This window comes from Azohydromonas caseinilytica (assembly GCF_012927045.1).
In the GTDB taxonomy this organism is placed as follows: domain Bacteria; phylum Pseudomonadota; class Gammaproteobacteria; order Burkholderiales; family Burkholderiaceae_C; genus Azohydromonas; species Azohydromonas caseinilytica.
Genome location: NZ_JABBFW010000005.1, coordinates 69902 through 93783 on the forward strand (window position 1 = coordinate 69902; position 23882 = coordinate 93783).

Genomic DNA, 23882 nt, shown 5'->3' on the forward strand with positions numbered 1-23882 from the left:
TTCCCTTTCCTCTCTGCCGAGCCGTCCCGTGAGCGACCTGTCCCTGCGCGTGCACGCGCTGAGCATCTACCCCGTGAAGTCCTGCGCCGGCATCGCGCTGGCGCAGGCCCGGCTCACCGCCACCGGCCTGGAGCACGACCGCGCCTGGATGCTGGTGGACGCGCAAGGGCGCTTCGCCAGCCAGCGCCAGTGGCCGCGGCTGCAGCTCATCCGGCCGTCCTTCGAGGGCGACACGCTGCTGCTGCACGCGCCGGACATGCTGCCCCTGGCCGTGCCGCTGCAGGTGCAGGGCACGCCGCGGCCGGTGCGGGTGTGGGACGACGAGCTCACGGGCCTGGACCAGGGCGACGCGGCGGCGCACTGGTTCGAGGCCGCCATCGGCCAGCCGCTGCGGCTGGTGCGCTTCGATCCGGCGCAGCGCCGGCTCTCCGACGCGAAGTGGAGCGCCGGCGTGGACGCCGAGAACGCTTTCAGCGATGGGTTTCCGCTGCTGGTGGCCTCCACGGCCTCGCTCGCGGAGCTCAATGCACGGCTCGCGGCGCGCGGGCAGCCGCCGGTGACGATGGAGCGCTTCCGCCCGAATCTCGTCCTCGACGGGCTGGAGGACGCGCACGGCGAAGACTTCATCGACACGCTGGCGCTCGACGGCGGCGTGCGGTTGAAACTCGTGAAACCCTGCGTGCGCTGCTCGATCCCGAACGTCGATCCGGTCAGCGCCGAGCCGGGCGACGAGCCCGGCGCGACGCTGGCGACCTACCGGGCCGATCCGCGCATGAAGGGCGGCCTCACTTTCGCCATGAACGCGGTGATCGAGGCCGGCGTCGGCGCCACGCTGCGCGTGGGCGGCGCAGTCGAAGCCACGCTGGCGGTGTGAGGGCCGCGCCGGAATCCGTGCCGATTCGGCGCCGGGCGCCGGTGTGCATCCCCTGGCCGGGGGTGCCGGAAAGGCCCGCCGACTAGAATTTCGCCCCTTCAGCCCCTGTCCGGGCCTTCATTCGCCCTCTTACCCGGAACCCTTCCATGAGCCTCAAGTGCGGCATCGTGGGCCTGCCCAACGTGGGCAAGTCCACCCTCTTCAATGCGCTGACCAAGGCGGGCATCGCTGCCGAGAACTACCCCTTCTGCACCATCGAGCCCAACGTGGGCGTGGTGGAGCTGCCCGATCCGCGGCTGGACAAGCTGTCCGAGATCGTCAAGCCCGAGCGCGTGGTGCCGGCCATCGTCGAGTTCGTGGACATCGCGGGCCTGGTGGCGGGCGCGTCCAAGGGCGAAGGCCTGGGCAACCAGTTCCTCTCGCACATCCGCGAGACCGACGCCATCGTCAACGTGGTGCGCTGCTTCGAGGACGAGAACGTCATCCACGTCGCCGGCCGGGTGGACCCGATCGCCGACATCGAGGTGATCCAGACCGAGCTATGCCTGGCCGACCTCGGCACCGTCGAGAAGAGCCTGCAGCGCTACGTCAAGGCCGCGCGCTCGGGCAATGACAAGGAAGCCGCGGCGCTGGTCAAGGTGCTGGAGAAGTGCCAGGCCGCCCTGGACCAGGCCAAGCCGGTGCGCACCATCGACTTCAGCAAGGAGGAGCTGGTGATCCTCAAGCCGCTGTGCCTGATCACGGCCAAGCCGGCGATGTTCGTGGGCAACGTGGCCGAGGACGGCTTCGAGAACAACCCCTTCCTGGACCGCCTGAAGGACTACGCCGCCAGCCAGAACGCGCCGGTGGTGGCCATCTGCGCCAAGACCGAGGCCGAGCTGGCCGACATGGAGGATGAGGACCGCGCCATGTTCCTGGCCGAGATGGGCCAGGACGAGCCGGGGCTGAACCGGCTGATCCGTGCCGCCTTCAAGCTGCTGGGCCTGCAGACCTACTTCACCGCCGGCGTGAAGGAAGTGCGGGCCTGGACCATCCACATCGGCGACACGGCCCCGCAGGCCGCGGGCGTGATCCACACCGACTTCGAGCGCGGCTTCATCCGCGCCCAGACCATCGCCTTCGACGACTTCATCGCCTACAAGGGCGAGCAAGGCGCCAAGGACGCCGGGAAGATGCGCGCCGAGGGCAAGGAGTACGTGGTCAAGGACGGGGACGTGATGAACTTCCTGTTCAACGTCTGAGGACCCGCCGGAGCGGGAGCCCTCCCGCCCCCACCTGAGAATCCCCGTGAGCCCGAGCGGCCACGGGGATTTTTTGTGGGACGGAGGCACCCGCCCGATGGGATGGAGGTGAGTGATGAGCGAATACCAGTACTACGAGCTCGCCGCCATCGACCGACCGCTCACGCGTGAGGAGATGGCGCAGCTGCGCGCCGTGTCCACGCGCGCCGAGATCACGCCCACGGGCTTCGTGAACCACTACGAGTGGGGCGACCTCAAGGCCGATCCGGCCGAGTGGATGCGGCGCTACTTCGACGCCTTCGTCTACGTCGCCAACTGGTGCAGTTGCCGGCTGTCGCTGCGCGTGCCCCGGGCTACCTTCGGCGATGCGGAGCTGGAACCTTTCGCCGTCGAGTACCGGCTGAACATCGAAGCCACCGAGGAACACTGGATCTTCGACTGGTCGCTCGACGAGAGCGAGGACGATGACCGCTTCGCGATGGATGACGGCAGCGGCTGGATGCGGCGCCTGGCGCCACTGCGCGAGGAGCTGCTGCGCGGCGACCTGCGCCCGCTGTACCTGGGCTGGCTGGCCGGAGCCGCCTCCGGCGATCTGGAGGACGACGCGGCGGAACCGCCCGTGCCGCCGGGCCTGGCGGCGTTGTCGCCAGCGCAGCAGGCGCTGGTGGAGTTTCTGGAGATCGACCCCGATCTGCTGGCCGCGGCCCAGGCCGGCAGCGCGCCCGGCCCGCGGGAGAGCGACACCCAGGCGGACGCGGACCTCGACGAGTGGCTGGCGCAGTGGCCGCGCGAGGACATGGTGGCGATGCTGAAACTGCTGGCCCAGGGCCGGGGCGCCGAGGCCGAGCGCCAGGTGCGCTCACGCCACGAGGCCTGGCTGAAGGCGCGGCGGCCGTCGCCCGCGGCCCTGGCGCCGCAACGCAGCGTGGCCGAGCTGTACGAAGTGGCCGAGGTGGCCCGCGGCGCGCGCGAGGCGCGGGAGGCGAAGGAGCGCGCGGCGCAGCAGGCCGAACAGCAGCGCCAGCGCGAAGCCCATCTGCGGCGGCTGATGGACGACGTGGACCGGCACTGGGCCGCCATCAAGGCGCAGGCGGAGCGCGGCACGGGCTCGGGCTACGAACAGGCAGTGCAGATGCTCACGGAGCTGGAGCAGGCCCACCAGCTGGCCGGCCGCCGCGAGGTTTTCGACGGCGCGCTGCAGCGCTTCATGGAGCGCCATGGCCGGCGCACCGCGCTGCGGCGGCGGCTGTCCGAGGCGGGGCTGTGGTCCTGAGGCCCCGACGCTGATCACGGCGGCCCGCCGCCCCGGCTGAACGCCACCACCGGCCGCCTGCAACCACGTTGAACCTGCCCGGTATAAGCCCTCGACAAGGCTGACGGGAGACGGGGGTGGAGCAAGAGGGAGCGGGGGCGGCGCTGCTGGCGCGGCAGGTGGCGCGGGCCGCGGCGGGCGACCGCACGGCGTACGCGGCGCTGGTGCGGCAGTTCCAGCGTCCGCTGTTCGCCTTCCTCGGCCGCATGGGCCTGCGCCAGGCCGAGGCCGAGGAGCTGGCGCAGGACACCTTCATCCGCGCCTGGCAGCACCTGCCGCGCTATGACGCCGGGCAGGCGGCCTTCTCCACCTGGCTCTTCACCATCGCCCGGCGCCTGGCGCTCAACGCGCTGGACCGCGCCGACCACCAGCGGCTGCGCACCGGCCTCGATGCCGCGGCCGATGAGGAGCACGCCTGCGACGCGCCCGGGCCGGCGCAGGCGCTGCAGTCGCGCCAGGAACGCGCACGGCTGCAGGCCGCGCTGCGCCGGCTTTCCCCCGACGACCGCAGCGTGCTGGCGCTGGCCTATGTGCACGAGCTGACGCTGGCCGACGTGGCGCGCATCGAGGGCTGCAGCCCCACTGCCGCCAAGGCCCGGCTGCACCGCGCCCGCGAGCGGCTGCGCGCGGCGCTGTCCGAACCGGGCGTCCTGACGGTGCCCTTCCTGGAGTGAGCATGAAGACCCCATCCGACGACGACCGCCTGCTCGACCAGGCCCTCATCACGCCGCTGCTGGACGTGCCGGGCGATTTCGCCGACCGCGTGCTGGCGGCGTTGCCCAGACAGTTCGAGGATGCGCCTCCCTCGCCGGCTGCCCGTTTGCGGCAGCGCCTCGCCCGCTGGCTCAAGACCGCGGCGCTCGCCGCCGGCAGCGCCGCGGGGCTGGCGCAGGTGCTGTCTTTCGCCTGGGGGCTGTGGACGGCCACGGCGGCCGGCGTGGGCTGATGGAAATGCGGCTGACCTCTCAATACCCCCGCGCCAGGCGCGGCCGGTCTCACCTCACCTTCGGAAAGTGAAACTGATGAATCCGCTGGATCTGAACCTACGCATCGCGGTCCGCCCGCAGCCTGTGCTGGCGGCCTTGAAATCCCTCGTCCTGCCCGGGCTGGGACAGTGGCACAACGGCCAGATCGACCGGGCGGTGTGGTGGTTCCTGGCCTTCGCGCTGCTGAGCGTGCCGAGCGTGGCGGTGGTGGCCTTGTGGCTGCCGCCGGCCTGGACTGCGCCGGCCCTGGCGGCCGGGCTGCTGCTGACGCTGGGCGTGTGGGTCGGCTCGATCGTGGACGCCTGGCGCATGGCGCGACGCGGCGTGGCGGCCGGCATGGAGCCGCTGCCGGGCTTGGCCGCGGGCGGCACGCCGGTGTGGCGCATGGCCGGTGTGACGCTGCTGCTGATCGTGCTGTGCGACCTCGTGGCGCTGCCGCTGCTGATCATGGCTGTGCGGGCCCATGTGGTGGCGCCCTACCGCATTCCGTCGGCCAGCATGGCGCCGGCGCTGTGGCCAGGCGACTTCATCTTTGCCGACAAGCGCTACGCCTGCGTGGGCTGCAGCGCGCCGGTACAGCGCGGCGACGTGGCCCTCTTCGCCTACCCCAATGACCGCACGATGATCTATGTGAAACGCGTGGTGGCGCTGCCGGGCGACCGGGTGCTGGTGCGCGGCGCAGAGGTCCGGGTCAACGGCGAGCCGTTCTCCGTGCCGCCCGCCGCCGATCCCCCGGCGGCGGAACTGGCGGCAGCTCGCGTGCCGCCGGGTAGCCTGCCGGCCGCGCAGCGCCCGGCTGAGCTGGACCTGAGCGTGCCGCCGGGCCATGTCTTCGTGCTGGGCGACCGGCGCGAGGCCAGCACCGACTCGCGCGATTTCGGCGCCGTGCCGCTGCAGGACGTGGTCGGCCGCGCCCGGCAGGTGTGGTTCTCCTGGGGAGCGGACGGTGTCCGCTGGGAGCGCCTGGGGCACGTGGTGCGCTGAAAGCGCCGGTCCGGAAAAGGGCGCGGCGGGGTCAACCCTTCGGGTCTCCACGCCTTAGCACTCTCTGGGGCTGAGTGCTAATATTTGTGGAACCAAATTGCCTCCCTCCTTGTCTGAGCACTCCATGAACATGTCCACTGCGAATGCTGTTGCTCTGCGTGACCCTTGGGCGCTGGTGCCGTCGCTTGGCAACCTGGACGCCTACATCTCGGCCGTGAACCGCATTCCGCTGCTGTCGCTGGAGGAAGAGCAGGAATGCGCGAAGCGGCTGCGCGACCACGGCGACGTGCAGGCTGCGGGGCGGCTGGTGCTGTCGCACCTGCGCCTAGTGGTGTCGGTGTCGCGCCAGTACCTGGGCTACGGGCTGCCGCATGGCGACCTGATCCAGGAAGGCAACGTGGGCCTGATGAAGGCCGTCAAGCGCTTCGATCCGGAGCAGGGCGTGCGGCTGGTGAGCTATGCGCTGCACTGGATCAAGGCCGAGATCCACGAGTACATCCTGCGCAACTGGCGCATGGTCAAGCTGGCCACGACCAAGGCGCAAAGAAAACTGTTCTTCAACCTGCGCTCGCTCAAGCAGGGCTTCAAGAACGAGGCGGATGACGCCCGCAGCTACCGCAACTCGCTCAGCGGCGACGAGGTGCGCAGCGTGGCCGAACAGCTCAACGTCAAGCCCGAGGAAGTGCTGGAGATGGAGACGCGCCTCTCCGGCGGTGACGTGGCGCTGGAGCCGCAGGGCGATGACAACGAGGAAGCCGCCTTCGCCCCGATCGCCTACTTGGCCGACGAGGCCAGCGAGCCCACGCGTGTGCTGGAAGCGCGCCGCCGCGACGCGCTGGCCAGCGACGGCATCCTGCGCGCGCTGGACGCGCTGGACGCGCGCAGCCGCCGCATCGTCGAGCAGCGCTGGCTCGACGTGAACGACGACAGCTCCGGCGGCAAGACGCTGCACGAGCTGGCGGCCGAGTACGGCGTCAGCGCCGAGCGCATCCGCCAGATCGAGGTCGCGGCCATGAAGAAGATGCGCAAGGCGATGGAAGCCACGGCCGCCTGACGCGGCCGGCAAGCCTGGCAACGCCACCCGGCTGAAACGACGACGGCCCCTGCGGGGGCCGTCGTCGTTTGTGCACCCTGCTTCGGCCGCGTCAGGCCGGGGCGGACTGGGCCAGCAGCTTCTTGATGTCGTCGGCCAGTGCCTGCGCGCCGCCGCCGTAGCGGCTGAACAGGCGCACCCGGCCCTGGGTGTCGTAGATGTAGCTGCCGGCGGTGTGGTCCAGCGTGTAGGCGCCTTCGGTCTTGCCGGGCACCTTCATGTAGAAGACCTTGAATTCGCGCGCCACGGCCTTGAGCTGCTCGGGCTCGGGCCGCAGCGCGACGAAGCCGGCGCCGAAGTTGCCCACGTAGGCCCGCAGCAGCTCGGCCGTGTCGCGCTCGGGGTCGAGGGTCACGAAGACGCCCTGCACACGCTCGCCGTCGGCCCCCAGCGCACGCTTGACTTCGGCCAGTTCCGCCAGCGTGCCGGGGCACACGTCCGGGCAATGGGTGTAGCCGAAGAACACCACCGTGACCTTGCCCTTGAACTCGGAGAGCTTGCGCAACTTGCCTTCGGTGTCGGGCAGCTCCAGCTTGCCGGCGTAGTCGGCGCCGGTGATGTCCACGGCATGAAAGCCCGACACCGTGGCGCTGGGCGTGGAGGAGTCGCCGCCGCGGTTGCAGCCCGCGAGCGCCAGCAGCGTGGCGGCGGCGCCGGCCACCACGACGGCGCGGCGGGAGGTCAGAAAACGATCCATGGGCTCAGGTAGTGGTCCACCAACAGCGCCGCGAACAGCAGCGAGAGGTAGAGGATGGAAAAGCGAAAAGTCTTGCGCGCCTGCGCGTCGCTGTAGACGCGCCACAGCTTCCAGGCATGCGCGATGAAAAGGCCGCCCAGCACCAGTGCCGCCACCAGGTAGGGCAGCCCGCTCATGCCGTAGAGCCAGGGCAGCAGCGTGGCGGCCAGCAGCACCAGGCTGTAGAGCAGGACCTGCAGCCGCGTGAATTCGGAGCCGTGCGTCACGGGCAGCATCGGCAGCCCGGCGCGGCGGTAGTCCTCGGTACGGTACAGGGCCAGCGCCCAGAAGTGCGGCGGCGTCCACAGGAAGATGATGAGGCACAGCATCAGCGCCTCGGGGCCGACCTCGCCGCGCACCGCGGCCCAGCCCAGCACCGGCGGCATGGCGCCCGAGGCGCCGCCGATGACGATGTTCTGCGGCGTCAGCGGCTTGAGCACCACCGTGTAGATCACGGCGTAGCCCACGAAGGTGGCGAAGGTCAGCAGCATCGTCAGCGGGTTGACGAAGACCCACAGCAGCGCGCTGCCCAGGGCGCACAACAGCGCCGAGAACCACAGCGTCTGCCCGCGCCCGAGTTCGCCGCGCGCGGTGGGCCGCCAGGCCGTGCGCGCCATGCGCGCATCGATGTGCTGCTCGACCACGCAGTTGAAAGCGGCTGCGGCCGCGGCCACCAGCCAGATGCCGGCGGTAGCGGCCAGCACCGTCGTCGGCGCCGGCAATCCGGGCGCGGCCAGCAGCATGCCGATCAGGGCACAGAACACGATCAGCTGCACCACGCGCGGCTTGGTCAAGGCATAGAACTGCCGCCAGATCGGGGCGGCGGGCCGGCCGGGGGCTGCAACGCTGGCCCCGGAAGGATGGCTGGCGCTTCGGTTCATCGGTATGTCACTCCAGGGACCAGGTCGGCCCGGGCGCCGGAGCGCACCGGGACAGACAGGCGTGCGCCCTGATGGGCGCGCATGAGCATCAGGCTCAGGATCACGGTCAGTGCGGCAGCGCCGCCGGTATGGGCCACGGCCGCCATCAGCGGCCAGTCCAGCACCACGTTGGACACGCCGCTGGCCAGCTGCCACGCGCCTGCGGCGAGCAGTGCGCAGGCCCAGCGTCGGGCTTGCAGGTCAGGCTCGCGCCACAGACGCCAAGCGGCCAGGGCCAGCGCGACCAACACCACCAGCGCCATCAGCCGGTGCGTGAGGTGGATGGCCGTCAAGGCCGCAAAGGGCAGGAAGTCGCCCTGCCCCGTGGCCCCCAGCGCGCGCTGCACGGTGAAACCATGGTGGAAATCCATCTCGGGCCACCACCGGCCCTGGCAGGTGGGGAAGTCACTGCAGGCCAGCACCGCGTAATTGGTGCTGACCCAGCCCCCCAGGGCAATCTGCACCAGCACCAGCGCCGCCAACACCCAGAGTCCGCGCCGCCGCCCGGGGGAAAGCGCCAGCGGCCGGCTGTCGGGGCCTTGAAAGGCTTGCGACTGCGCCGTCAACAGCGCCAGCAAGCCCAGTCCGCCGAGCAGGTGCGCGGTGACGATGGCCGGGTAGAGCTTCATGGTCACCGTCAGGGCGCCGAAAGCCCCTTGCAGACACACCCACAGCAGCGTCGCGCTGGCCCACCAGGGCGAGATCACGCCCGGCGTGCCGCGACGGTGCAGCCGCCAGCTCATCACGGCCAGCACCGTGATCAGTACGCCCACAGCCGTGGCGAGGTAACGGTGCAGCATCTCGATCCAGGCCTTGGCGTGCGTCACCGGACCGTCCGGCAGCAATGCTTGCGCCGCCGCGATGTGGTGCTGTGCGCCCCAGGGACTGGTGTTGCCGTAACAGCCGGGCCAGTCGGGACAGCCCAATCCGGAGTCGGTGAGCCGGGTGAAGGCGCCGAAGAGCACGAGGTCGAAGCACAGGAACAGCGTCAACGCGGTGAGCCCACGCAGTCGGGTGGCGGCACCGCGGTGACGCAACGCCACCCAGGCCAGCGGGGCCAGGGCCAGCGCCGCACCCAGCAGGGCCAGGCGCAGCAGCGGCGACAGGTTTATGGGCATGGCGGTGTCCATGGCCTCAGCGCCCTTCGTGGTCCCAGCCGGCCGACGCGCGCAACAGCCGCTCCAGGTCGCGCTTGAGACGCGTCGGATCGGGTCGCGCCGGGGCGCGCATCATCCACTGCCCCATTGGATCAACGATGTAGAGGTGCGAGGCCATCGACTCGCCGGGAGCCGGCTGCAGCCACTGCGCCAGCTGCACGGCGTCGGCACGCAGGATCTGCGCCGCGCCGGCGTCCAGCACCGCCTTCTGCACGGCCGCAGGCGGCATCTGCGAATCGGTGAGCAGCCAGAGCTTGTCGATGCGTCCGCGTTCGCGGCCGGTCATCTCGCGCAGCTGGCGCTGCAGGTACAGCAGCTTCTCGCAGGCGGCGTCGCAGTCGCCGCTGCCCGTAACCACCAGCAACCACTGGCCCTTGAGGGACTCGGCCGGCACGGCGCGGCCGTCCAGCGTCCGCAGTGCGAGCGACGGCAGCGGACGTGGTGGCTCAATCAGCGCGGCGTAATTGCTGCGTCCCTCCGGGCGGACGACGAAGTAAGTGAAGTAGGAAGCGATCACGGGGGAGGCGCACACCAGCAGTACCAACAGCATCTTGATGCGCCCGCTGTGCGTGCGCCGCGCCTGCGCGTCAAGCTCAGGGCGTGGCATGGAATGCACCGTCAGACCCAACGGCTCAGTCGGCACGCCAGCGGGGGCGGAGGAGTTGGAACCAGACATACAAACCCGTGATGAGCGCCGCCAGCGAGAACCACTGGACGGCATAGCCGTAGTGCTTGTGCACGTCCACTGCCGGCAGCGGCCAACGGCGCAGCAGCCCGTCAGCAGCCGGGGCCTTGTCGTCAAGCTGCAGCAGCGTGAGCGGACGCAGTGGCAGGTGCGTCTCGCCAGCAAAGGATGCAATCGAAAGATTTTGACGGATTGCCCCAGCCTCGCCACCCTGCGGGGTGAATTCGTAAAGCCGTGCTGGCGCTCTCTCAACACGCGCCGTGAGGGTGACCGGTTGCGCCGGCGTGGAGATGGAGGGCAACCGGGTGCGTTCCTGCATGTCGCGTGGCACCCAGCCGCGCTGTACCAGTACGACGCTGCCGTCGTCCAACAGCATTGGCGTGAACACGAAAAAACCAGGGCGCCCGTCCATCTGACGGTTGTCAAGGAAGACGGTGTGCTCAGCGAGCCAGCGGCCCCGGACTTCAACGCGCCGGTGCCGTTGTTCGGCCGCCTGCGTCGGCGTGCGCGCTAAAGCCTGCATGCTCAGCGGCGGAAGCTCGGCGCTGGCTTCGACAGCCTCCTGCAGCGCCTCTTTCTCGGCGGCCCGGTCGAGCTGCCACAGTCCCAGCCGCGCTGTCAGCAGTACGCCCAGCACAGCCGCCAGCCCCACCACGGCGTGCTGTGCCCGTCCGCTCAACATGCGAACCATCCGCCCGGTCTCGCAGTGCCAGAATGGCCGCCCATGAAGCTCATCATCGTGCTGGTGCTGCTGAGCATCGTGGGAGCCCTTGCCTGCGCCGGCGTGCTGATGCTCAGGCGTCGCCCGCGCCAGGAAGACCAGGCAAGCCCGCCCGACAAGCGCATGGCCCGGGCGCTGGCACTGCGCGTGGGACTGTCGGTGGCGCTGTTCCTGTTCATCCTTTTCAGTTACTGGATGGGCTGGATTCAGCCCACCGGCATTCCTCTCTCACGCTGAACTGCGGCCGCAAACGGGCAACAACGCCTCACATCCAGTACACCAACAGGTACAGGCCCAGCCACACCACGTCGACGAAGTGCCAGTACCAGGCCGCGCCCTCGAAGCCGAAATGGCGTTCGGGCGTGAAGTGGCCCTTCATCAGCCGCAGCGTGATGAACAGCAGCATCAGCGTGCCCACGAACACGTGGAAGCCGTGGAAGCCGGTGAGCATGAAGAAGGTGGAACCAAAGATGCCCGAGCTCAGCTTCAAGTTGAGTTCCTGATACGCGTGGTGGTACTCATAGGCCTGCACACACAAGAAGGTCACGCCCAGCAGCACCGTGAGCCACATCCAGGCTATGCACTTGGCACGACGCCCGGCAATGAGGGCGTGGTGTGCAATGGTCAGCGTCACGCCTGAGGTGAGCAGCAACGCGGTGTTGAGAGTGGGTAGCGGCCACGGACCGATGGTGGCGAAGGGTTCAACGATCCCGGCCGGCGAGGCCGTGGCACCGGGGGCATCGGAAGGCCAGGCGCCCTTGAAATCCGGCCACAACAGGCTGTTGTCCAGGCTGCCCAGCGTGGGCAGCGTATAGAAGCGTGACCAGAAGAGCGCGCCGAAGAATGCGCCGAAGAACATCACCTCCGAGAAGATGAACCAGCTCATGCTCCAGCGATAGGAGATGTCGATGTTGCGGCCATAGAGCCCTCCCTCGCTCTCGCGCACCGCGTCGCTGAACCACTGGAACATCACCACGGCCCACCACAGCAGGCCGAAGAACAGCGAGTAGGCGCCCCACTGGTGGCCATTGATCCACTGGGCCGCGCCCAGGATCACGAAGAACAGGCCAATGGCCGTCATCAGCGGGTGCCGTGACGGGCTTGGCACGAAGTAGTGGGGCACGCTGCCCTGGTGCGTTGCTGCGGACATGCTTCCTCTCTCCTCGAAGGTTGCTCGTACCCGGGTCAGCCGGCCACGCCGCTGCCCACCACCCATCTCACCAGCAGCACCAGCAGCGCAACGAACAGCGCCGCGGCCAAGAGGCCGGCAACGATGACGTGCTGCGGCTTGAGTTGGCTGACGTCCTGTTCATAGTCGCTGGCACGGCGCACGCCGAAGAAGGACCACGCTACCGCCTTGAAGCTGCGCCACCACGTGTTCTTGCGCTGCGGCACAGGCCCCTTACCTACCCCCCCGGTCACGAGCGCGGCTCCTCCGGTGGGGCCGCCACGCTCTTGCCGCTGACCTCGAAGAAGGTATAGGACAGCGTGATCGTCGTGACGTCCTTGGGCAACCTGGGGTCGATCACGAACGCCACCGGCCACTGCCGCGACTCGCCCGGCGCCAGCGTGTACTCGTTGAAGCAGAAGCACTGCAGCTTGTTGAAGTAGGCCGTGGCCTGCTTGGGTGCGTAGCTGGGGATGGCCTGGGCCGTCATCGCGCGCGGCTGGGGATTGCGAAACTCATACATCACGGTGGCGAGTTCACCGGGATGCACCTGCAGCGTGGCCAGTGCCGGCTTGAATTCCCAGGGGCCACGGGCGTTGGCATCGAACTCCACCGTGATGGTGCGGCTGCGATCCACCTGGGTGTTGGCCATGTCCGCCGCGGCGCGACCGAAGCCGGCGACCTGACGCTCCGACAGCGACAGCACATTGATGCCGAGGGCCTCGCAGATGTGCTTGTACAGCGGGACCAGCGCATAGCCGAAGCCGAACATCAGTCCTGCCACCAGCATCAGTTTGCCCACCATGCGCAGGTTGTCGCGACGCAACCGGGCTTGGCGGCGAGGGTTCATCCAGCGCTCCCGACTTCGCTCAGGCACCCAGCAGCACGACCTTGGCGACGAAGCCCAGCGCAAAGGCCGCGGCCACGGAGCCCAGGATCAGCGCCAAGCGCAGGTTGCTACGCCGGCGCTGTGCTTGGTAATCGTCGTGCGGCGGCGTCATGGCGCGCACCATGTCAGCTCACCACGCGCGTGGCGGTGGCATCAAGCTTGGGCGGTGTTTCAAAGGTGTGGAAGGGGGCCGGTGAAGGCACTTCCCACTCCAAGCCCTCAGCACCATCCCAGGGGCGCTGCGGCGCGGGCTGGCCTTGACCACGCATCATGGGCAGCACCACGAACAGGAAGAAATAGACCTGCATCAGTCCGAAGCCGAAGGCACCGACAGAGGCCAGCATGTTGAAGTCGGCAAACTGCATCGGGTAGTCCGCGTAGCGGCGCGGCATGCCGGCCAGCCCGAGGAAGTGCATGGGGAAGAAAGTGACGTTGAAGAAAATGAGCGAGCCCCAAAAGTGCAGCTTGCCGCGCGTCTCGGAGTACATCGTGCCGGTCCACTTCGGACCCCAGTAGTACACCCCGGCGAACAGCGCGAAGAGCGAGCCCGCCACCAGCACGTAGTGGAAGTGCGCCACCACGTAGTAGGTGTCCTGCAGCTGGATGTCCACCGGCGCCATGGACAGGATCAACCCGGTGAAGCCGCCCATCGAGAACACGAAGATGAAGCCCACGGCAAACAGCATGGGCGTTTCGAAGGTCATGGAGCCGCGCCACATGGTGGCCACCCAGTTGAACACTTTCACCCCGGTCGGGATGGCGATCAGCATGGTCGCGTACATGAAGAACAACTGTCCTGTTACCGGCATGCCGGTGGTGAACATGTGGTGCGCCCACACGATGAAGGACAGGATGGCGATGGAGGCGGTGGCGTACACCATGGAGGTGTAGCCAAAGAGCTTCTTGCGTGCGAAGGCCGGCACGATCTGGCTGATGATGCCGAAGGCCGGCAGGATCATGATGTAGACCTCGGGATGCCCGAAGAACCAGAAGATGTGCTGGTACATCACCGGGTCACCGCCGCCGCCGGGCTGGAAGAAGGCGGTGCCGAAATGGCGGTCGGTCAGCGTCATCGTGATGGCGCCGGCGAGCACCGGCATCACGGCAATGAGCAGGTAGGCCGTGATCAGCCAAGTCCAGCAGAACAGCGGCATTTTCATCAGCGTCATGCCCGGCGCGCGCATGTTCAGGATCGTGACGATGATGTTGATGGAGCCCATGATCGAGCTCGCACCCAGGATGTGCATGGCAAAGATGCCAGCGTCCATCGACGGGCCCATCTGCAGCGTCAGCGGTGCGTAAAGCGTCCAGCCCGCCGCCGGCGCGCCACCGGGCATGAAGAACGAGCTCACCAGCATCACTGCCGCGGGCACCATCAGCCAGAAGCTGAAGTTGTTCATGCGCGCGAAGGCCATGTCCGGCGCGCCGATCTGCAGCGGCACCATCCAGTTCGCGAAGCCCACGAACGCCGGCATGATCGCGCCGAACACCATGATCAGGCCGTGCATGGTGGTGAACTGGTTGAACAGCTGCGGATTGACGAACTGCAGCCCAGGCTGGAACAACTCCAGCCGGATCAGCAATGCCAGGATGCCGCCCACCATGAGCATGGTGAAGCTGAACAACAAGTACAGCGTGCCGATGTCCTTGTGGTTGGTGGCGAACAGCCAGCGTCGCCAGCCATGGGGATGATCGTGCTGCTCGTCGTGGGCGGCGCCGTGGTGGGGCAGAACTGCGCTCATGGAGGGCTTTCCTTTCAGGCGTCGCGTGTCACTTGCGGGCAGCCACGATCTCGGCGGGTTGCACGACCTGACCGGTGTGGTTGGACCACGCGTTCTTGGTGTAGGTGATGACGGCGGCGATTTCGGTATCGGAGAGCTGCTTCCAAGACGGCATGCCGTTGGGCAAGCCGTTGAGCAGCACGGTGATCTGCTTGCCTTTGTCGGTGTCGTTGACCACAGGGGAGCCGTCCAACGCCTTGATTGGTCCTGCGCCCTTGCCATCGGGACGGTGGCACACGGCGCAATTCGCGCCATAGACCTTTTCACCGCGCGCCAGCAACTCGGCCTGCGTCCACACCTTGGCCGGATCGTCTGCCACTGCTGCCATCTTCTTCTGCTGCTCGGCGACCCAGGCGCTGTAATCGGACTGCGACAGCACCTTGACATGAATGGGCATGTACGCGTGCTCCTTGCCGCAGAGCTCGGCGCACTGCCCGTAGAAGTCGCCCGTCTTCTCGGCGCGGAACCAGGTGTCGCGCACGAAGCCGGGAATGGCGTCCTGCTTGACGCCGAAGGCCGGAATCATCCAGGCGTGGATCACGTCACTGGCGGTAGTGACGATGCGGATCTTCTTGTCCACCGGCACCACCAGCGGGTTGTCGACCTTGAGCAGATAGTCATCGCCCTGAGGCTTGCCCGCATCGGACATCTGGCGGTGCGTCATATCCAGCGTGGAGAGGAAATTGATGCCCTGCCCTTCGCCGTTGAGGTAGTCGTAGCCCCACTTCCACTGATAGCCGGTGGCCTTGATGGTGAGATCAGCGTTGGTGGTGTCCTTCATCGCCACCACGGCCTTGGTGGCCGGCAACGCCATGCCGATGACGATGAGGAAAGGCACGATGGTCCAGGCCACCTCCACTGCAGTGCTTTCGTGAAAGTTGGCAGCCTTGGCGCCGCGCGAGCGCCGATGCTTGAGGATCGAATAGAACATCACGCCGAACACGGCCACGAAAATGACCGTGCAGATGACCAGCATGAAGTTGTGCAACCAGTACAGCTCCGCAGCAATGCGCGTGGCTGGCGGATGCAGATTGGTCTGGTTGACTGCCGGGCCGCCGGGCAGGTCGTTGACCGCCATCGCGGCCTGACTGGTCAGCAGCGTGCCCAGCACCAGCGTGGCCTGGGCAAGGCGGCCCGTGAGCGTCCTGAGTTTCTTCATGGTCCTCACTTGTGTTGCATTGCCGTGTTCTGGTGCACCGCCGCTTGCAGGCCCACAGTGCGCAACGCCCGCCGCAGTTCCTGCGCCAGTTGCAGGCGCAGTTCGGGCCGCAGGTAGCGGCCCACCCGTATCTGCCGCCCCTCGCCTGAAAGCTCCACCAGCGAACCCTGAGCCCGTGCAGGCTCTACACGGACCCAGGCCGCACGAAACCGCGCCCGCTCGGTGCGCCCGCCATAACGGTGCTCGACCACAAGCGCACCGTCAGCCAGCGTGAGCATTTCGCGGTCAGCAGCATGGTGGGCACACAACAGCAACAGCGTGCCCAACAACGCCAACTCTGCCGCCGCAAAGGCTGCCGCAATGGCGACGCCATGCCACCAGAGAAAAAGTGCCAACCCCAACGACAGCCCACTCAGCAGCAGCCAGCCTCCCAGATGCCGGCGCGGCCCCAGACCGCCGTTGCGCCCCAGCACCCAGCGCAGACCGCGCCCGCCGTCGAGCTCGCAACCAAAACGCCACGGATTGCGTGCGGCGGGCGTCGGCCAGGGACTCGGGGCAACAGTCGCGGTCATGTCAAAGCGGGGAGATGCGGGCCAGAAGGACAGCGGCGCTGCGCGCTGACGCTCAAGCAGTTTTTGCAGGTTTTGTCGTTGACGAAACGCAAATCTGACTCGCGAACCGCTGGATTCTAGGCAGCATTTGCGTGGCGTCGAAGCATCTTTGCCCGATTTCGACGCCCCGTGCAACCTTGGGAAAACCTCAGGTCCGGCGGGCCCGCACCATTTGCCGCATCTCGTCCAGACCCACTTCCGTGCGCTCGGCCACGCGCGGACGCGGCGCAGCCTTGAAGGCGTGGCCGTAGATCAGCTCGAAAGACAGTGCCGGGCGGCCATCTGCCCCGGCCAGTGACTGCAGCGCCTCGACCAGGCGCTGCCGCCAGCGCGGCGTGCGCAGCCCCGGTGCGCGCCCCGGGTCGGCATTGACGCCGAGTCCCTGCAGTTCAGCGAGCGCCGCCGAAGCATCGGACCAGCTCAGCCGCACCATTTCCTGGTCCATCACCGGGTCGGCGAAACCGGCAGCAACCAGCATGTCGCCCAGGTCATGCATGTCCACGAACTCGGCCATGGGCGAACCCCAGCCACGCTCGCGGTAGAGAGTGCGCAGCTCTGCCAGCGTGCCCGGGCCGAAGGTGGAAAACATCAGGAAGCCGTCCACTGCCAGCGCGCGGTGCCACTGCGCGAAAAGAGCGGCCGGATCGGCATGGCCGTGCAGTGCCATGTTGGACCACAGCAACTGCACGCCACCAGAGGGCGCCGCATCTTCGGTCAGTGGGACCGCGGCGGCCGCGGTCCAACGCCGGGGTGACCACCAGGGCGCGGACACCGGCGCCGCGCGCGCGCTCAACACCGGCGCGGGCTCGACCACCAACTGCTGCGCCTTCGGATAGGCCTGGCGCAGCAGCACTTCACTTGCGCCCAGAAAACCCGACCACTGCAGTACTGCCTCGGGTACGCGCCGGATCATCGGCAGCTTCTCGGCCATGCGCCGTGCCGCCTCGGCATGCAGCCAGGGCGGATCGTCATTGTGGGCCATGCGCCGCACGGCGCGCTGGACGGCGCGCGTGTCGATCGCGCGGGTGCTGGAGGATTGGGTGGAAGCGTTCATGGCGGGGCCGGGCAGTATATTGACCCGATGCCCGCCAGCCGCGTCCGCCAGGGGCTCTGCGCCCTCGCCGCGCTTGCGGCCTTGCTGCCCAGCCAGTGCGCGGTATGCCGCAGCTGGGACGCCGGACGGCTGTGCCGGCGCTGCCGCGAACGCTTCATCGCGCAGGCGGCGCGCTGCCCCGGCTGCGCCTTGCCGCTGGCCGGCCCGAACGCGTCCTGTGGCGAATGCCTGCGCCAGCCGCTTCCCTTCGAGCGCTGCATCACGGCACTGGACTACGCCTGGCCCTGGAGCCACGTCATTGCCGCACTGAAGTTCCATGACGGGCTGGACTTGGCCTCGGCACTGTCCGCGCTGTTGCTGCAAGCACTGCAGCGCGAAGCACCACCGCCCGTGGATCTGCTGCTGCCGCTGCCCCTGGGGCCCCAGCGCCTGCGCGAACGCGGCTACAACCAGTCCTGGGAACTGGCGCGGCGCGTGGCGCCGCCATTGGGCGTGACGGCAGATGCACGATTGCTGTTGCGCCTTTTCGATACACCGCGCCAAAGTGGATTGGCACGGGATGAACGGGGCATCAACGTGCGCGGCGCTTTTGGCATCGCGCCCGGACGAGCGTCCGCGCTGCGCGGACGCCGCGTGGCCCTGCTGGACGACGTCATGACCACCGGCGCCACTGCGGCCGAGGCTGCGCGCACACTGCTCGACGCCGGCGCCACGGCAGTGCAGCTGTGGGTGCTGGCACGCACCCCACGGCCAGCGGACACCTGAACGCCGCCTGACACTTTTGCCAAGCGACCTGCCCAAGGCCGTTGCGCACCCTCCCGCACAATCGCGCGATGTTTCACATCGTCCTTGTGCATCCGCAGATCCCGCCCAACACCGGCAACGTCATCCGGCTGGCGGCCAATACCGGCTGCACGCTGCATCTGGTCGAGCCGTTGGGTTTTTCCATGGAGGACAAGCTGCTGCAGCGCGCCGGCCTGGACTACCACGAGTACGCCACGCTGCGCCGCCACGCAAGCTGGGAGGCCTTCCTGGCGACCGAGCAACCTGATCTTCGGCGCTGCTTTGCCTTCACCACCCGCGGCACGCGGCTGCTGGGCGAGGTGGCATGGCAGCCGGGCGACTGGCTGGTTTTCGGCAGCGAAACGGCCGGGCTGCCGCCGGAGTTGCGTGAGCGCTTTGATCCGGCCCAGCGCATCCGCCTGCCCATGCGTCCCGATCAGCGCAGCCTGAACCTGAGCAACGCGGTGGCGGTGGCGGTGTTCGAGTCCTGGCGACAGAACGGCTACGCCGGCGCGGTGTGAGAGTGGACCGTGCAGCGGCACGGCCAGACGCAACAAAGGCCGGGATCGCCGGCCTTTTTCGATATCTGAACGTCGTCGGTCAGCCGCAACGCTCGGTATTGGGCGCGCGCTGCATGAGTTGCCACACCGCCTGCTGCGGTGTCAGCCGGCCTTCGAGCACAGCCACGACCGCCTCGGTGATCGGCATCTCCACGCCCTTGTCGTGCGCGCGGCGCGCCACCGTGGCAGCGCTGTAGACGCCTTCGGCCACATGGCCCAGCTCCGCCAGCACCTGCGCCAGCGTCTTGCCCGCCGCAAGCTGCAGGCCGACGCGGCGGTTGCGTGAGAGGTCGCCGGTGGCGGTGAGCACCAGGTCGCCCAGGCCTGACAGTCCCATGAAGGTTTCGACCTGCGCGCCCAGCGCCAGGCCCAGTCGCGTCATCTCCGCCAGCCCGCGCGTGATGAGCGCGGCTCGGGCATTGAGGCCGAGATCCAGGCCGTCGCACAGCCCGGTGGCGATGGCCAGCACATTCTTGACCGCGCCGCCGACTTCCACGCCCACCGGATCGTCACAGGTGTAGATGCGCAGCGCTTCGCTGTGGAAAGCCTGTACCGCGAGCTCGCACAGCGCCTTGTCTGCGCTGGCGGCCACCAGCGCCGTGGGCTGTCCTCGCGCCACCTCGGCCGCGAAGCTGGGCCCTGACAGCACGCCGGTCATGGCCTGCGGACAGGTCTCGCGCGCAATCTCGTGGCCGAGCAGGCCGCTGCTGGCCTCGAAGCCCTTGCACAGCCACAGCGCGCGCGCGTCCACCGGCAGCGCCTGCAGCATGCCGCGTAGCCCGGACATGGGCGTGGCGATCACGAGCAGACCCTCGCGCGCATGTGCCAGCGCCCCCAGCAAGTCGCTGTCCACGGCCAGCGCGTCAGGCAGAGCGACCTCGGGCAGGTAGCGCCGGTTGCAGCGCTGCTCACGCATTGCCTGCGCCTGCTGCGCATCGCGCGCCCACAGCAGCACCTCATGGCGCGTGGCAGCCTGCACCGCCAGCGCGGTGCCCCAGGCGCCCGCGCCCAGCACGCTGATCTTCATGCCACGAAGGCGCAAAGGGATTTAAGCGACGTCGCCGCCGTTGCCCTGCGCGGCGAGCTGTTGTTGCTGGGCCTCGTACATGGCCTGGAAGTTCACCTCGGCCAGCATCACCGGCGGGAAGCCGGCGCGGGTACAGATGTCGGAGATGATGGCGCGCAGGTACGGGTAGACCATGCCCGGGCAGGCGATGCCGATGATGGCCTGCAGCTGGTCCTGCGGAATGTTGCGGATCTCGAAGATGCCGGCCTGCTTGGCTTCCACCAGGAACAGCGTCTTGTCGGCGATCTTGGTGGTGACGGTGGCGGTGACGCAGACCTCGTAGATGCCGTCGGTGATGGTTTCGGCAGACACGCCCAGGTTGATCTCGACTTGCGGCGGCTGCTGCTCGGTCAGGATCTGGGGCGAGTTCGGCTGCTCCAGCGACAGGTCCTTCAGGTACATGCGCTGGATCTGGAACACCGGGGTCTGCTCTTGGTCGGCCATGGTCTTGTCTCGAAGAAAAGAAGGCCCGCGACGTGCGGGCGTGGCCGATTATGTCCCAGCGCCGAAGCAGTCCCGGCGGGCCCGCGGTCAGGGCGCCAGGGGCTGCGCCAAGGCGCTCAGGCGCCCTGCAGCAGCGGCATGAGGCCGCCACGCTGGTCCAGCGCGATGAGGTCGTCGCAGCCGCCGACATGGGTTTCGCCGATGAAGATCTGCGGCACCGTGCGGCGCCCGGTCAGGGCGATCATCACCTCGCGCTGCGACGGGTCCTGGTCGATGCGCACCTCCTCGATGTGCTCGACGCCACGCTGCTTGAGCAGCATCTTGGCGCGCTGGCAGTAGGGGCAGACCAGCGTGGTGTACATCTTGACGGCATTCATCGCAGGAGGCGCGGCACGCGCGGCGGTTGGTTGATGACAACCGCATTGTGCGCAGCGCCTTCAACCCTTGCCGGCGCCGGGCGACTCGGCCACGGCCGTTGCGCCGGCAACGGCCCGGGGCGATACCCGCCCGCGGCACGCGGCCGCAGGGCCCGGCCTCAGGCCGCGGATTCGACGGGCAGGTTGGCTTCGCGCCAGGCCGCCAGGCCGCCGGCCACGGGCTGGCAGTTGTCGTAGCCGCGCTTCTTGAGCAGCGCCGCGGCGCGGGAGGCCCGGGCACCGGACGCGCAAAGGATGAGCAGCGGCAGCGCCTTGTTGCTGGGCAGCGCGGTGGAGGTTTCGAGTTGCGACAGCGGCACGTTGCGGGCGCCGACGGCATGTCCGGCCGCGAACTCCGAGGGCTCGCGCACGTCGATGAGCACGCCCTTCTCGCGGTTGATGAGCCGCACCGCCTCGGCGGTGCTCACGCCGCCGCTGGCGCCGCCACGGATCGCGGGCCACAGCAGCAATCCGCCCGAGACGAGCGCGGTGAGGATCAGGTACCAGTTGTCGAGCAGGAATCTCACGGCGTTCAGGGGGCTTGCCAAAGCCGCGGATTATAGAATTTGCGGCTTTGCCGCCGTCGTGCCCCCGGGTGCGAGTTGCAGCGGCCCGGTGCCCATTTCGCCCATTTCCGCCATTTCCCACTCATCGGCTTCAAGTCCCTGCCCATGTACAAGCTCGTGCTGATCCGCCACGGCGAATCGACCTGGAACCTCGAAAACCGCTTCACCGGCTGGACCGACGTGCCGCTGACCGACACCGGCGTGGCCCAGGCGCGCCAGGCCGGCAAGCTGCTCAAGGAAGCGGGCTACGAGTTCGATGTCGCCTACACCTCGGTGCTCAAGCGCGCCATCTGGACGCTGTGGCACTGCCTGGACGAGATGGACCGCACCTGGCTGCCCGTGGTCAAGGACTGGCGGCTCAACGAGCGCCACTACGGCGCGCTGCAGGGCCTCAACAAGGCCGACATGGCCAAGCAGTACGGCGACGAGCAGGTGCTGATCTGGCGCCGCAGCTACGACACCCCGCCGCCGGCGCTGGAGTCCACCGACCCGCGCGGCCAGCGCCAGGACCTGCGCTACGCCAAGCTCGACGCCGAGCAGATCCCGCTCACCGAGTGCCTGAAGGACACCGTGGCGCGCGTGCTGCCGGCCTGGAACGAGGTGCTGGCCCCGGCCATCAAGTCCGGCCAGCGCCTCGTCATCGCCGCCCATGGCAACAGCATCCGCGCCCTGGTGAAGTACCTCGACGGCATCAGCGACGCCGACATCGTCGGCCTGAACATCCCCAACGGCATCCCGATGGTCTATGAGCTCGATGCCGAGTTGAAGCCCATCCGCCGCTATTACCTGGGCGACGCCGAGGCCGCCGCCAAGGCGGCCGCCGCCGTGGCCAGCCAGGGCAAGGCCTGAACACCACCAGGCACTGCCAGCCACGACAAAGGGGCCGCGAGGCCCCTTTCTCATTGCCCTTGCAGAGAGCGGCCCGGCCGCCGCGCGGCTACAGCTGCGCCACCGCCTGGGCCAGCAGCGGCGCCACGCTGACGACGTTGCTCGGATGCGGCACGGCGTCGGTGCTCCAGACATGGCGCACGCCGGCCTCGTGCAGCTGCGCCAGCGCGTCGCCCACGAACAGCGCGTGCGTCACCGCCACGTCCACCGAGGCCGCGCCGCGCGCCAGCGCCTGCGTCGCCGCCGCGATCAGCGTCTGCCCCGTGCTGGCCACGTCGTCGAGCAGCACCACGGCGCGGGCACCGAACTCCAGCGGCGGCAGCTCCAGGATCACCTCGCGGTCGCCCAGGCGGCACTTGCGCCCGATGCCCCACTCCAGCGCGTGCGGCTGCGCCGCGGCCCGTACCCACTGCGTCGCCTCCTCGTCCGGACCGATCAGGATGGGGCGGTTCAGCTGCTGCGCCACCCATTGGCCCAGCAGCGGCGCCGCCGACAGCGCCAACCCCCGCCGCCCCGGGAACAGCTCGTCCATCGAGCGCACGCGGTGCAGGTGCGGGTCCACCGTCAGCACCGCGTCGAAGAGGCTGCCCAGCAGCGCTGCCACATGGCGCTGGCTCACCACCTCCCCGGGCGTGAAGGCCATGTCCTGGCGCATGTAGGCCAGGTACGGCGACAGCAGGATCAGCTCGCGGGCGCCCAGCTCGCGCGCCGCCGGGGCGCACAGCAGCAGCTCCACCAGCTTTTCGTTGGGCTGCTGCAGGCCGCGCAGCATCAGCACGCGCGGCGGCAACCCTTCGGGCAGCCGCAGCCGCAGCTCTCCATCGGGGAAGGCATGGCGCTGCACGAAAGCCAGTGGCGCACCCAGCGCCTGCGCCAGGACCTGCGCCAGCGGCGCCTCGTCCTCGAAGGCCAGCAACATCTGCTCGCTCATGGGCTCTCCAGACGGTTTCTTGCTCGGGAAAACAGCGCGTGCGAGGACCACGTTCAGCGGGCCTGCAGCGCCTCCGCGATGGTCTCGCGCAGCTGCACCGCCAGTGCGCGGCGGTCGGCATGCGCCACGGATTGCGGCGGCAGCACCTGAACGTCCACCGCGAGCCCTTGCGCGCAGGCCAGGCGCCACAGGCTCTGGCCCAGCGTGGTGTCGCCCACGAAGCGCGCCGCCGGGCTCACCGCGTGCAGCGGATCGCTGTAGCGCAACGCCACCGGCTGCACCGGCGCGCCGCTGGCGATGACGGCCTGCAGCAAGTTGGCATGAAAGGGCAGCAATTCATGGCCCGCGCCGGTGGTGCCCTCGGGGAACACCGCCACCGTGTCGCCCTGCTGCAGCGCCTGCGTGATGGCGTGCAGCACGCGCATCGCGTCGCGCGCGCGCTCGCGCTGCAGGTACAGCGTGCCGGCGCCGTCCACCAGCCGCCCCACCAGCGGCCACTGCTTCACCTCGGCCTTGGACACGAATCGCGCCTGCGGGCACAGCGCGTGGATGGCGGCGATGTCCAGCCACGACACATGGTTGGCCACGATCAGCTTGGCGCCGGGCCGGAACGTGCCGTGCGTGCGCAGCTGCAGCCCCAGCAGGCGCAGCAGCTTGCGCGACCACCAGCCGATGCGCACCTGGCGCTGCACCGGGCCCAACCCGGGAAAGCGCAGCAGCACGATCAGCAGCCCGTGCAGCCCATGCAGCACCGTGCGCGCCAGGCGCCACAGCGCGCGCAGCCGCCGCGGCGGCGCCACGCCGCCGGACGCCGCCAGCGGCGACGGCGTCGAGTCGGGCTGCCCCTGCATCGGCGG

30 protein-coding genes are annotated in these 23882 nt (G+C 68.8%); 11 read left to right on the top strand and 19 right to left on the bottom strand.

From position 1 onward, the window contains the following. The first annotated feature begins 28 nt into the window (after nucleotides 1-28). From HHL10_RS08985 to rpoH, 7 genes are all read left to right on the top strand, one after another. A complete protein-coding gene (locus HHL10_RS08985) occupies nucleotides 29-874 on the top strand; it encodes an MOSC domain-containing protein (RefSeq protein WP_310734562.1) in 846 nt (281 codons plus the stop codon). Nucleotides 875-1020: 146 nt separating this feature from the next. Beyond that, nucleotides 1021-2115 (top strand): redox-regulated ATPase YchF, encoded by a 1095-nt coding sequence (ychF, locus tag HHL10_RS08990; RefSeq protein ID WP_169160026.1) that lies wholly within the window; start codon nucleotides 1021-1023, stop codon nucleotides 2113-2115. Nucleotides 2116-2230: 115 nt separating this feature from the next. Beyond that, on the top strand, nucleotides 2231-3388 hold the full coding sequence (locus HHL10_RS08995; protein WP_169160027.1) for a hypothetical protein: 1158 nt from the start codon (nucleotides 2231-2233) through the stop codon (nucleotides 3386-3388). Nucleotides 3389-3504: 116 nt separating this feature from the next. Then, complete coding sequence (locus HHL10_RS09000) at nucleotides 3505-4101, top strand: RNA polymerase sigma factor (protein WP_169160028.1); 597 nt, start codon at nucleotides 3505-3507, stop codon at nucleotides 4099-4101. Nucleotides 4102-4103: 2 nt separating this feature from the next. Continuing rightward, on the top strand, nucleotides 4104-4373 hold the full coding sequence (locus tag HHL10_RS09005; RefSeq protein WP_169160029.1) for a hypothetical protein: 270 nt from the start codon (nucleotides 4104-4106) through the stop codon (nucleotides 4371-4373). Nucleotides 4374-4449: 76 nt separating this feature from the next. Further along, complete coding sequence (gene lepB, locus HHL10_RS09010) at nucleotides 4450-5397, top strand: signal peptidase I (RefSeq protein WP_169160030.1); 948 nt, start codon at nucleotides 4450-4452, stop codon at nucleotides 5395-5397. Nucleotides 5398-5521: 124 nt separating this feature from the next. Next, nucleotides 5522-6451, top strand: coding sequence for an RNA polymerase sigma factor RpoH (gene rpoH / locus HHL10_RS09015; RefSeq protein WP_205832964.1), 930 nt, complete (start codon nucleotides 5522-5524; stop codon nucleotides 6449-6451). A 91-nt stretch (nucleotides 6452-6542) separates the two neighbouring features. On the opposite strand, the gene HHL10_RS09020 is transcribed toward rpoH, so the two are convergent. Genes HHL10_RS09020 through HHL10_RS09040 form a run of 5 tightly spaced genes read right to left on the bottom strand, consistent with a single transcriptional unit; the run spans nucleotide 6543 to nucleotide 10679 of the window. Further along, on the bottom strand, nucleotides 6543-7187 hold the full coding sequence (locus HHL10_RS09020) for an SCO family protein (RefSeq protein ID WP_169160032.1): 645 nt from the start codon (nucleotides 7185-7187) through the stop codon (nucleotides 6543-6545). After that, complete coding sequence (gene cyoE / locus HHL10_RS09025) at nucleotides 7172-8107, bottom strand: heme o synthase (protein WP_169160033.1); 936 nt, start codon at nucleotides 8105-8107, stop codon at nucleotides 7172-7174. Before cyoE ends, HHL10_RS09020 begins: the two co-directional genes overlap by 16 nt. Continuing rightward, nucleotides 8104-9276 carry a COX15/CtaA family protein gene (locus HHL10_RS09030; protein WP_169160034.1) on the bottom strand — a complete coding sequence of 391 codons (1173 nt, stop codon included), beginning with the start codon at nucleotides 9274-9276 and terminating at the stop codon, nucleotides 8104-8106. Before HHL10_RS09030 ends, cyoE begins: the two co-directional genes overlap by 4 nt. Nucleotides 9277-9280: 4 nt before the next feature. After that, on the bottom strand, nucleotides 9281-9979 hold the full coding sequence (locus HHL10_RS09035; protein WP_169160035.1) for an SCO family protein: 699 nt from the start codon (nucleotides 9977-9979) through the stop codon (nucleotides 9281-9283). After that, nucleotides 9936-10679, bottom strand: a complete 744-nt coding sequence (locus tag HHL10_RS09040) for an SURF1 family protein (protein ID WP_169160036.1) — start codon at nucleotides 10677-10679, stop codon at nucleotides 9936-9938. The genes HHL10_RS09035 and HHL10_RS09040 overlap by 44 nt, the downstream gene beginning before the upstream one ends. A 33-nt stretch (nucleotides 10680-10712) precedes the next feature. On the opposite strand from HHL10_RS09040, the gene HHL10_RS09045 reads away from it, so the two are divergent. Beyond that, the gene (locus HHL10_RS09045) at nucleotides 10713-10946 is read left to right on the top strand and encodes a DUF2909 domain-containing protein (protein WP_169160037.1); all 234 of its coding nucleotides are present in this window, start codon (nucleotides 10713-10715) and stop codon (nucleotides 10944-10946) included. Nucleotides 10947-10974: 28 nt separating this feature from the next. Here the strand turns inward: HHL10_RS09045 and HHL10_RS09050 are convergent, their stop codons facing one another. The 8 genes from HHL10_RS09050 to HHL10_RS09085 form a co-directional block, all read right to left on the bottom strand. Beyond that, nucleotides 10975-11859, bottom strand: coding sequence for a cytochrome c oxidase subunit 3 (locus tag HHL10_RS09050; protein WP_169160038.1), 885 nt, complete (start codon nucleotides 11857-11859; stop codon nucleotides 10975-10977). A gap of 35 nt (nucleotides 11860-11894) precedes the next feature. Further along, on the bottom strand, nucleotides 11895-12104 hold the full coding sequence (locus tag HHL10_RS09055; protein ID WP_169160039.1) for a DUF2970 domain-containing protein: 210 nt from the start codon (nucleotides 12102-12104) through the stop codon (nucleotides 11895-11897). Nucleotides 12105-12127: 23 nt separating this feature from the next. Beyond that, nucleotides 12128-12727 carry a cytochrome c oxidase assembly protein gene (locus HHL10_RS09060; RefSeq protein ID WP_169160040.1) on the bottom strand — a complete coding sequence of 200 codons (600 nt, stop codon included), beginning with the start codon at nucleotides 12725-12727 and terminating at the stop codon, nucleotides 12128-12130. A 19-nt stretch (nucleotides 12728-12746) separates the two neighbouring features. After that, nucleotides 12747-12890, bottom strand: a complete 144-nt coding sequence (locus HHL10_RS09065; RefSeq protein WP_169159962.1) for a cytochrome oxidase small assembly protein — start codon at nucleotides 12888-12890, stop codon at nucleotides 12747-12749. 1 nt (nucleotide 12891) lies between these two features. Continuing rightward, nucleotides 12892-14508, bottom strand: coding sequence for a cytochrome c oxidase subunit I (ctaD, locus tag HHL10_RS09070; RefSeq protein WP_169160041.1), 1617 nt, complete (start codon nucleotides 14506-14508; stop codon nucleotides 12892-12894). Nucleotides 14509-14536: 28 nt separating this feature from the next. Then, nucleotides 14537-15706: a cytochrome c oxidase subunit II gene (gene coxB, locus HHL10_RS09075; protein WP_169160042.1), complete on the bottom strand. Its 1170-nt coding sequence runs from the start codon at nucleotides 15704-15706 to the stop codon at nucleotides 14537-14539. A 5-nt stretch (nucleotides 15707-15711) separates the two neighbouring features. Further along, the gene (locus HHL10_RS09080; RefSeq protein WP_169160043.1) at nucleotides 15712-16278 is read right to left on the bottom strand and encodes a DUF2244 domain-containing protein; all 567 of its coding nucleotides are present in this window, start codon (nucleotides 16276-16278) and stop codon (nucleotides 15712-15714) included. A 187-nt stretch (nucleotides 16279-16465) separates the two neighbouring features. Next, a complete protein-coding gene (locus HHL10_RS09085) occupies nucleotides 16466-17371 on the bottom strand; it encodes a methyltransferase domain-containing protein (RefSeq protein ID WP_169160044.1) in 906 nt (301 codons plus the stop codon). An 81-nt stretch (nucleotides 17372-17452) separates the two neighbouring features. Between HHL10_RS09085 and HHL10_RS09090 the strand changes: the two genes are divergently transcribed. After that, a complete protein-coding gene (locus tag HHL10_RS09090; RefSeq protein ID WP_235971241.1) occupies nucleotides 17453-18136 on the top strand; it encodes a double zinc ribbon domain-containing protein in 684 nt (227 codons plus the stop codon). A gap of 68 nt (nucleotides 18137-18204) precedes the next feature. Then, a complete protein-coding gene (trmL, locus tag HHL10_RS09095; protein WP_169160046.1) occupies nucleotides 18205-18675 on the top strand; it encodes a tRNA (uridine(34)/cytosine(34)/5-carboxymethylaminomethyluridine(34)-2'-O)-methyltransferase TrmL in 471 nt (156 codons plus the stop codon). A 79-nt stretch (nucleotides 18676-18754) separates the two neighbouring features. Here trmL and HHL10_RS09100 read toward each other — a convergent pair whose 3' ends face one another. The 4 genes from HHL10_RS09100 to HHL10_RS09115 form a co-directional block, all read right to left on the bottom strand. Then, the gene (locus HHL10_RS09100; protein ID WP_169160047.1) at nucleotides 18755-19741 is read right to left on the bottom strand and encodes an NAD(P)H-dependent glycerol-3-phosphate dehydrogenase; all 987 of its coding nucleotides are present in this window, start codon (nucleotides 19739-19741) and stop codon (nucleotides 18755-18757) included. A gap of 21 nt (nucleotides 19742-19762) precedes the next feature. Further along, the gene (gene secB, locus HHL10_RS09105; protein WP_169160048.1) at nucleotides 19763-20224 is read right to left on the bottom strand and encodes a protein-export chaperone SecB; all 462 of its coding nucleotides are present in this window, start codon (nucleotides 20222-20224) and stop codon (nucleotides 19763-19765) included. Between the two features lie 116 nt (nucleotides 20225-20340). Further along, the gene (gene grxC, locus HHL10_RS09110) at nucleotides 20341-20601 is read right to left on the bottom strand and encodes a glutaredoxin 3 (protein WP_169160049.1); all 261 of its coding nucleotides are present in this window, start codon (nucleotides 20599-20601) and stop codon (nucleotides 20341-20343) included. A 158-nt stretch (nucleotides 20602-20759) separates the two neighbouring features. Next, nucleotides 20760-21167 (bottom strand): rhodanese-like domain-containing protein, encoded by a 408-nt coding sequence (locus HHL10_RS09115; protein ID WP_169160050.1) that lies wholly within the window; start codon nucleotides 21165-21167, stop codon nucleotides 20760-20762. Between the two features lie 144 nt (nucleotides 21168-21311). On the opposite strand from HHL10_RS09115, the gene gpmA reads away from it, so the two are divergent. Then, a complete protein-coding gene (gpmA, locus tag HHL10_RS09120; RefSeq protein ID WP_169160051.1) occupies nucleotides 21312-22055 on the top strand; it encodes a 2,3-diphosphoglycerate-dependent phosphoglycerate mutase in 744 nt (247 codons plus the stop codon). A gap of 88 nt (nucleotides 22056-22143) precedes the next feature. Here the strand turns inward: gpmA and HHL10_RS09125 are convergent, their stop codons facing one another. Both HHL10_RS09125 and HHL10_RS09130 read right to left on the bottom strand, forming a co-directional pair. Continuing rightward, nucleotides 22144-23025 carry a ribose-phosphate diphosphokinase gene (locus HHL10_RS09125; RefSeq protein WP_169160052.1) on the bottom strand — a complete coding sequence of 294 codons (882 nt, stop codon included), beginning with the start codon at nucleotides 23023-23025 and terminating at the stop codon, nucleotides 22144-22146. A gap of 53 nt (nucleotides 23026-23078) precedes the next feature. After that, the gene (locus HHL10_RS09130; RefSeq protein ID WP_169160053.1) at nucleotides 23079-23876 is read right to left on the bottom strand and encodes a lysophospholipid acyltransferase family protein; all 798 of its coding nucleotides are present in this window, start codon (nucleotides 23874-23876) and stop codon (nucleotides 23079-23081) included. Nucleotides 23877-23882 lie beyond the last annotated feature (6 nt).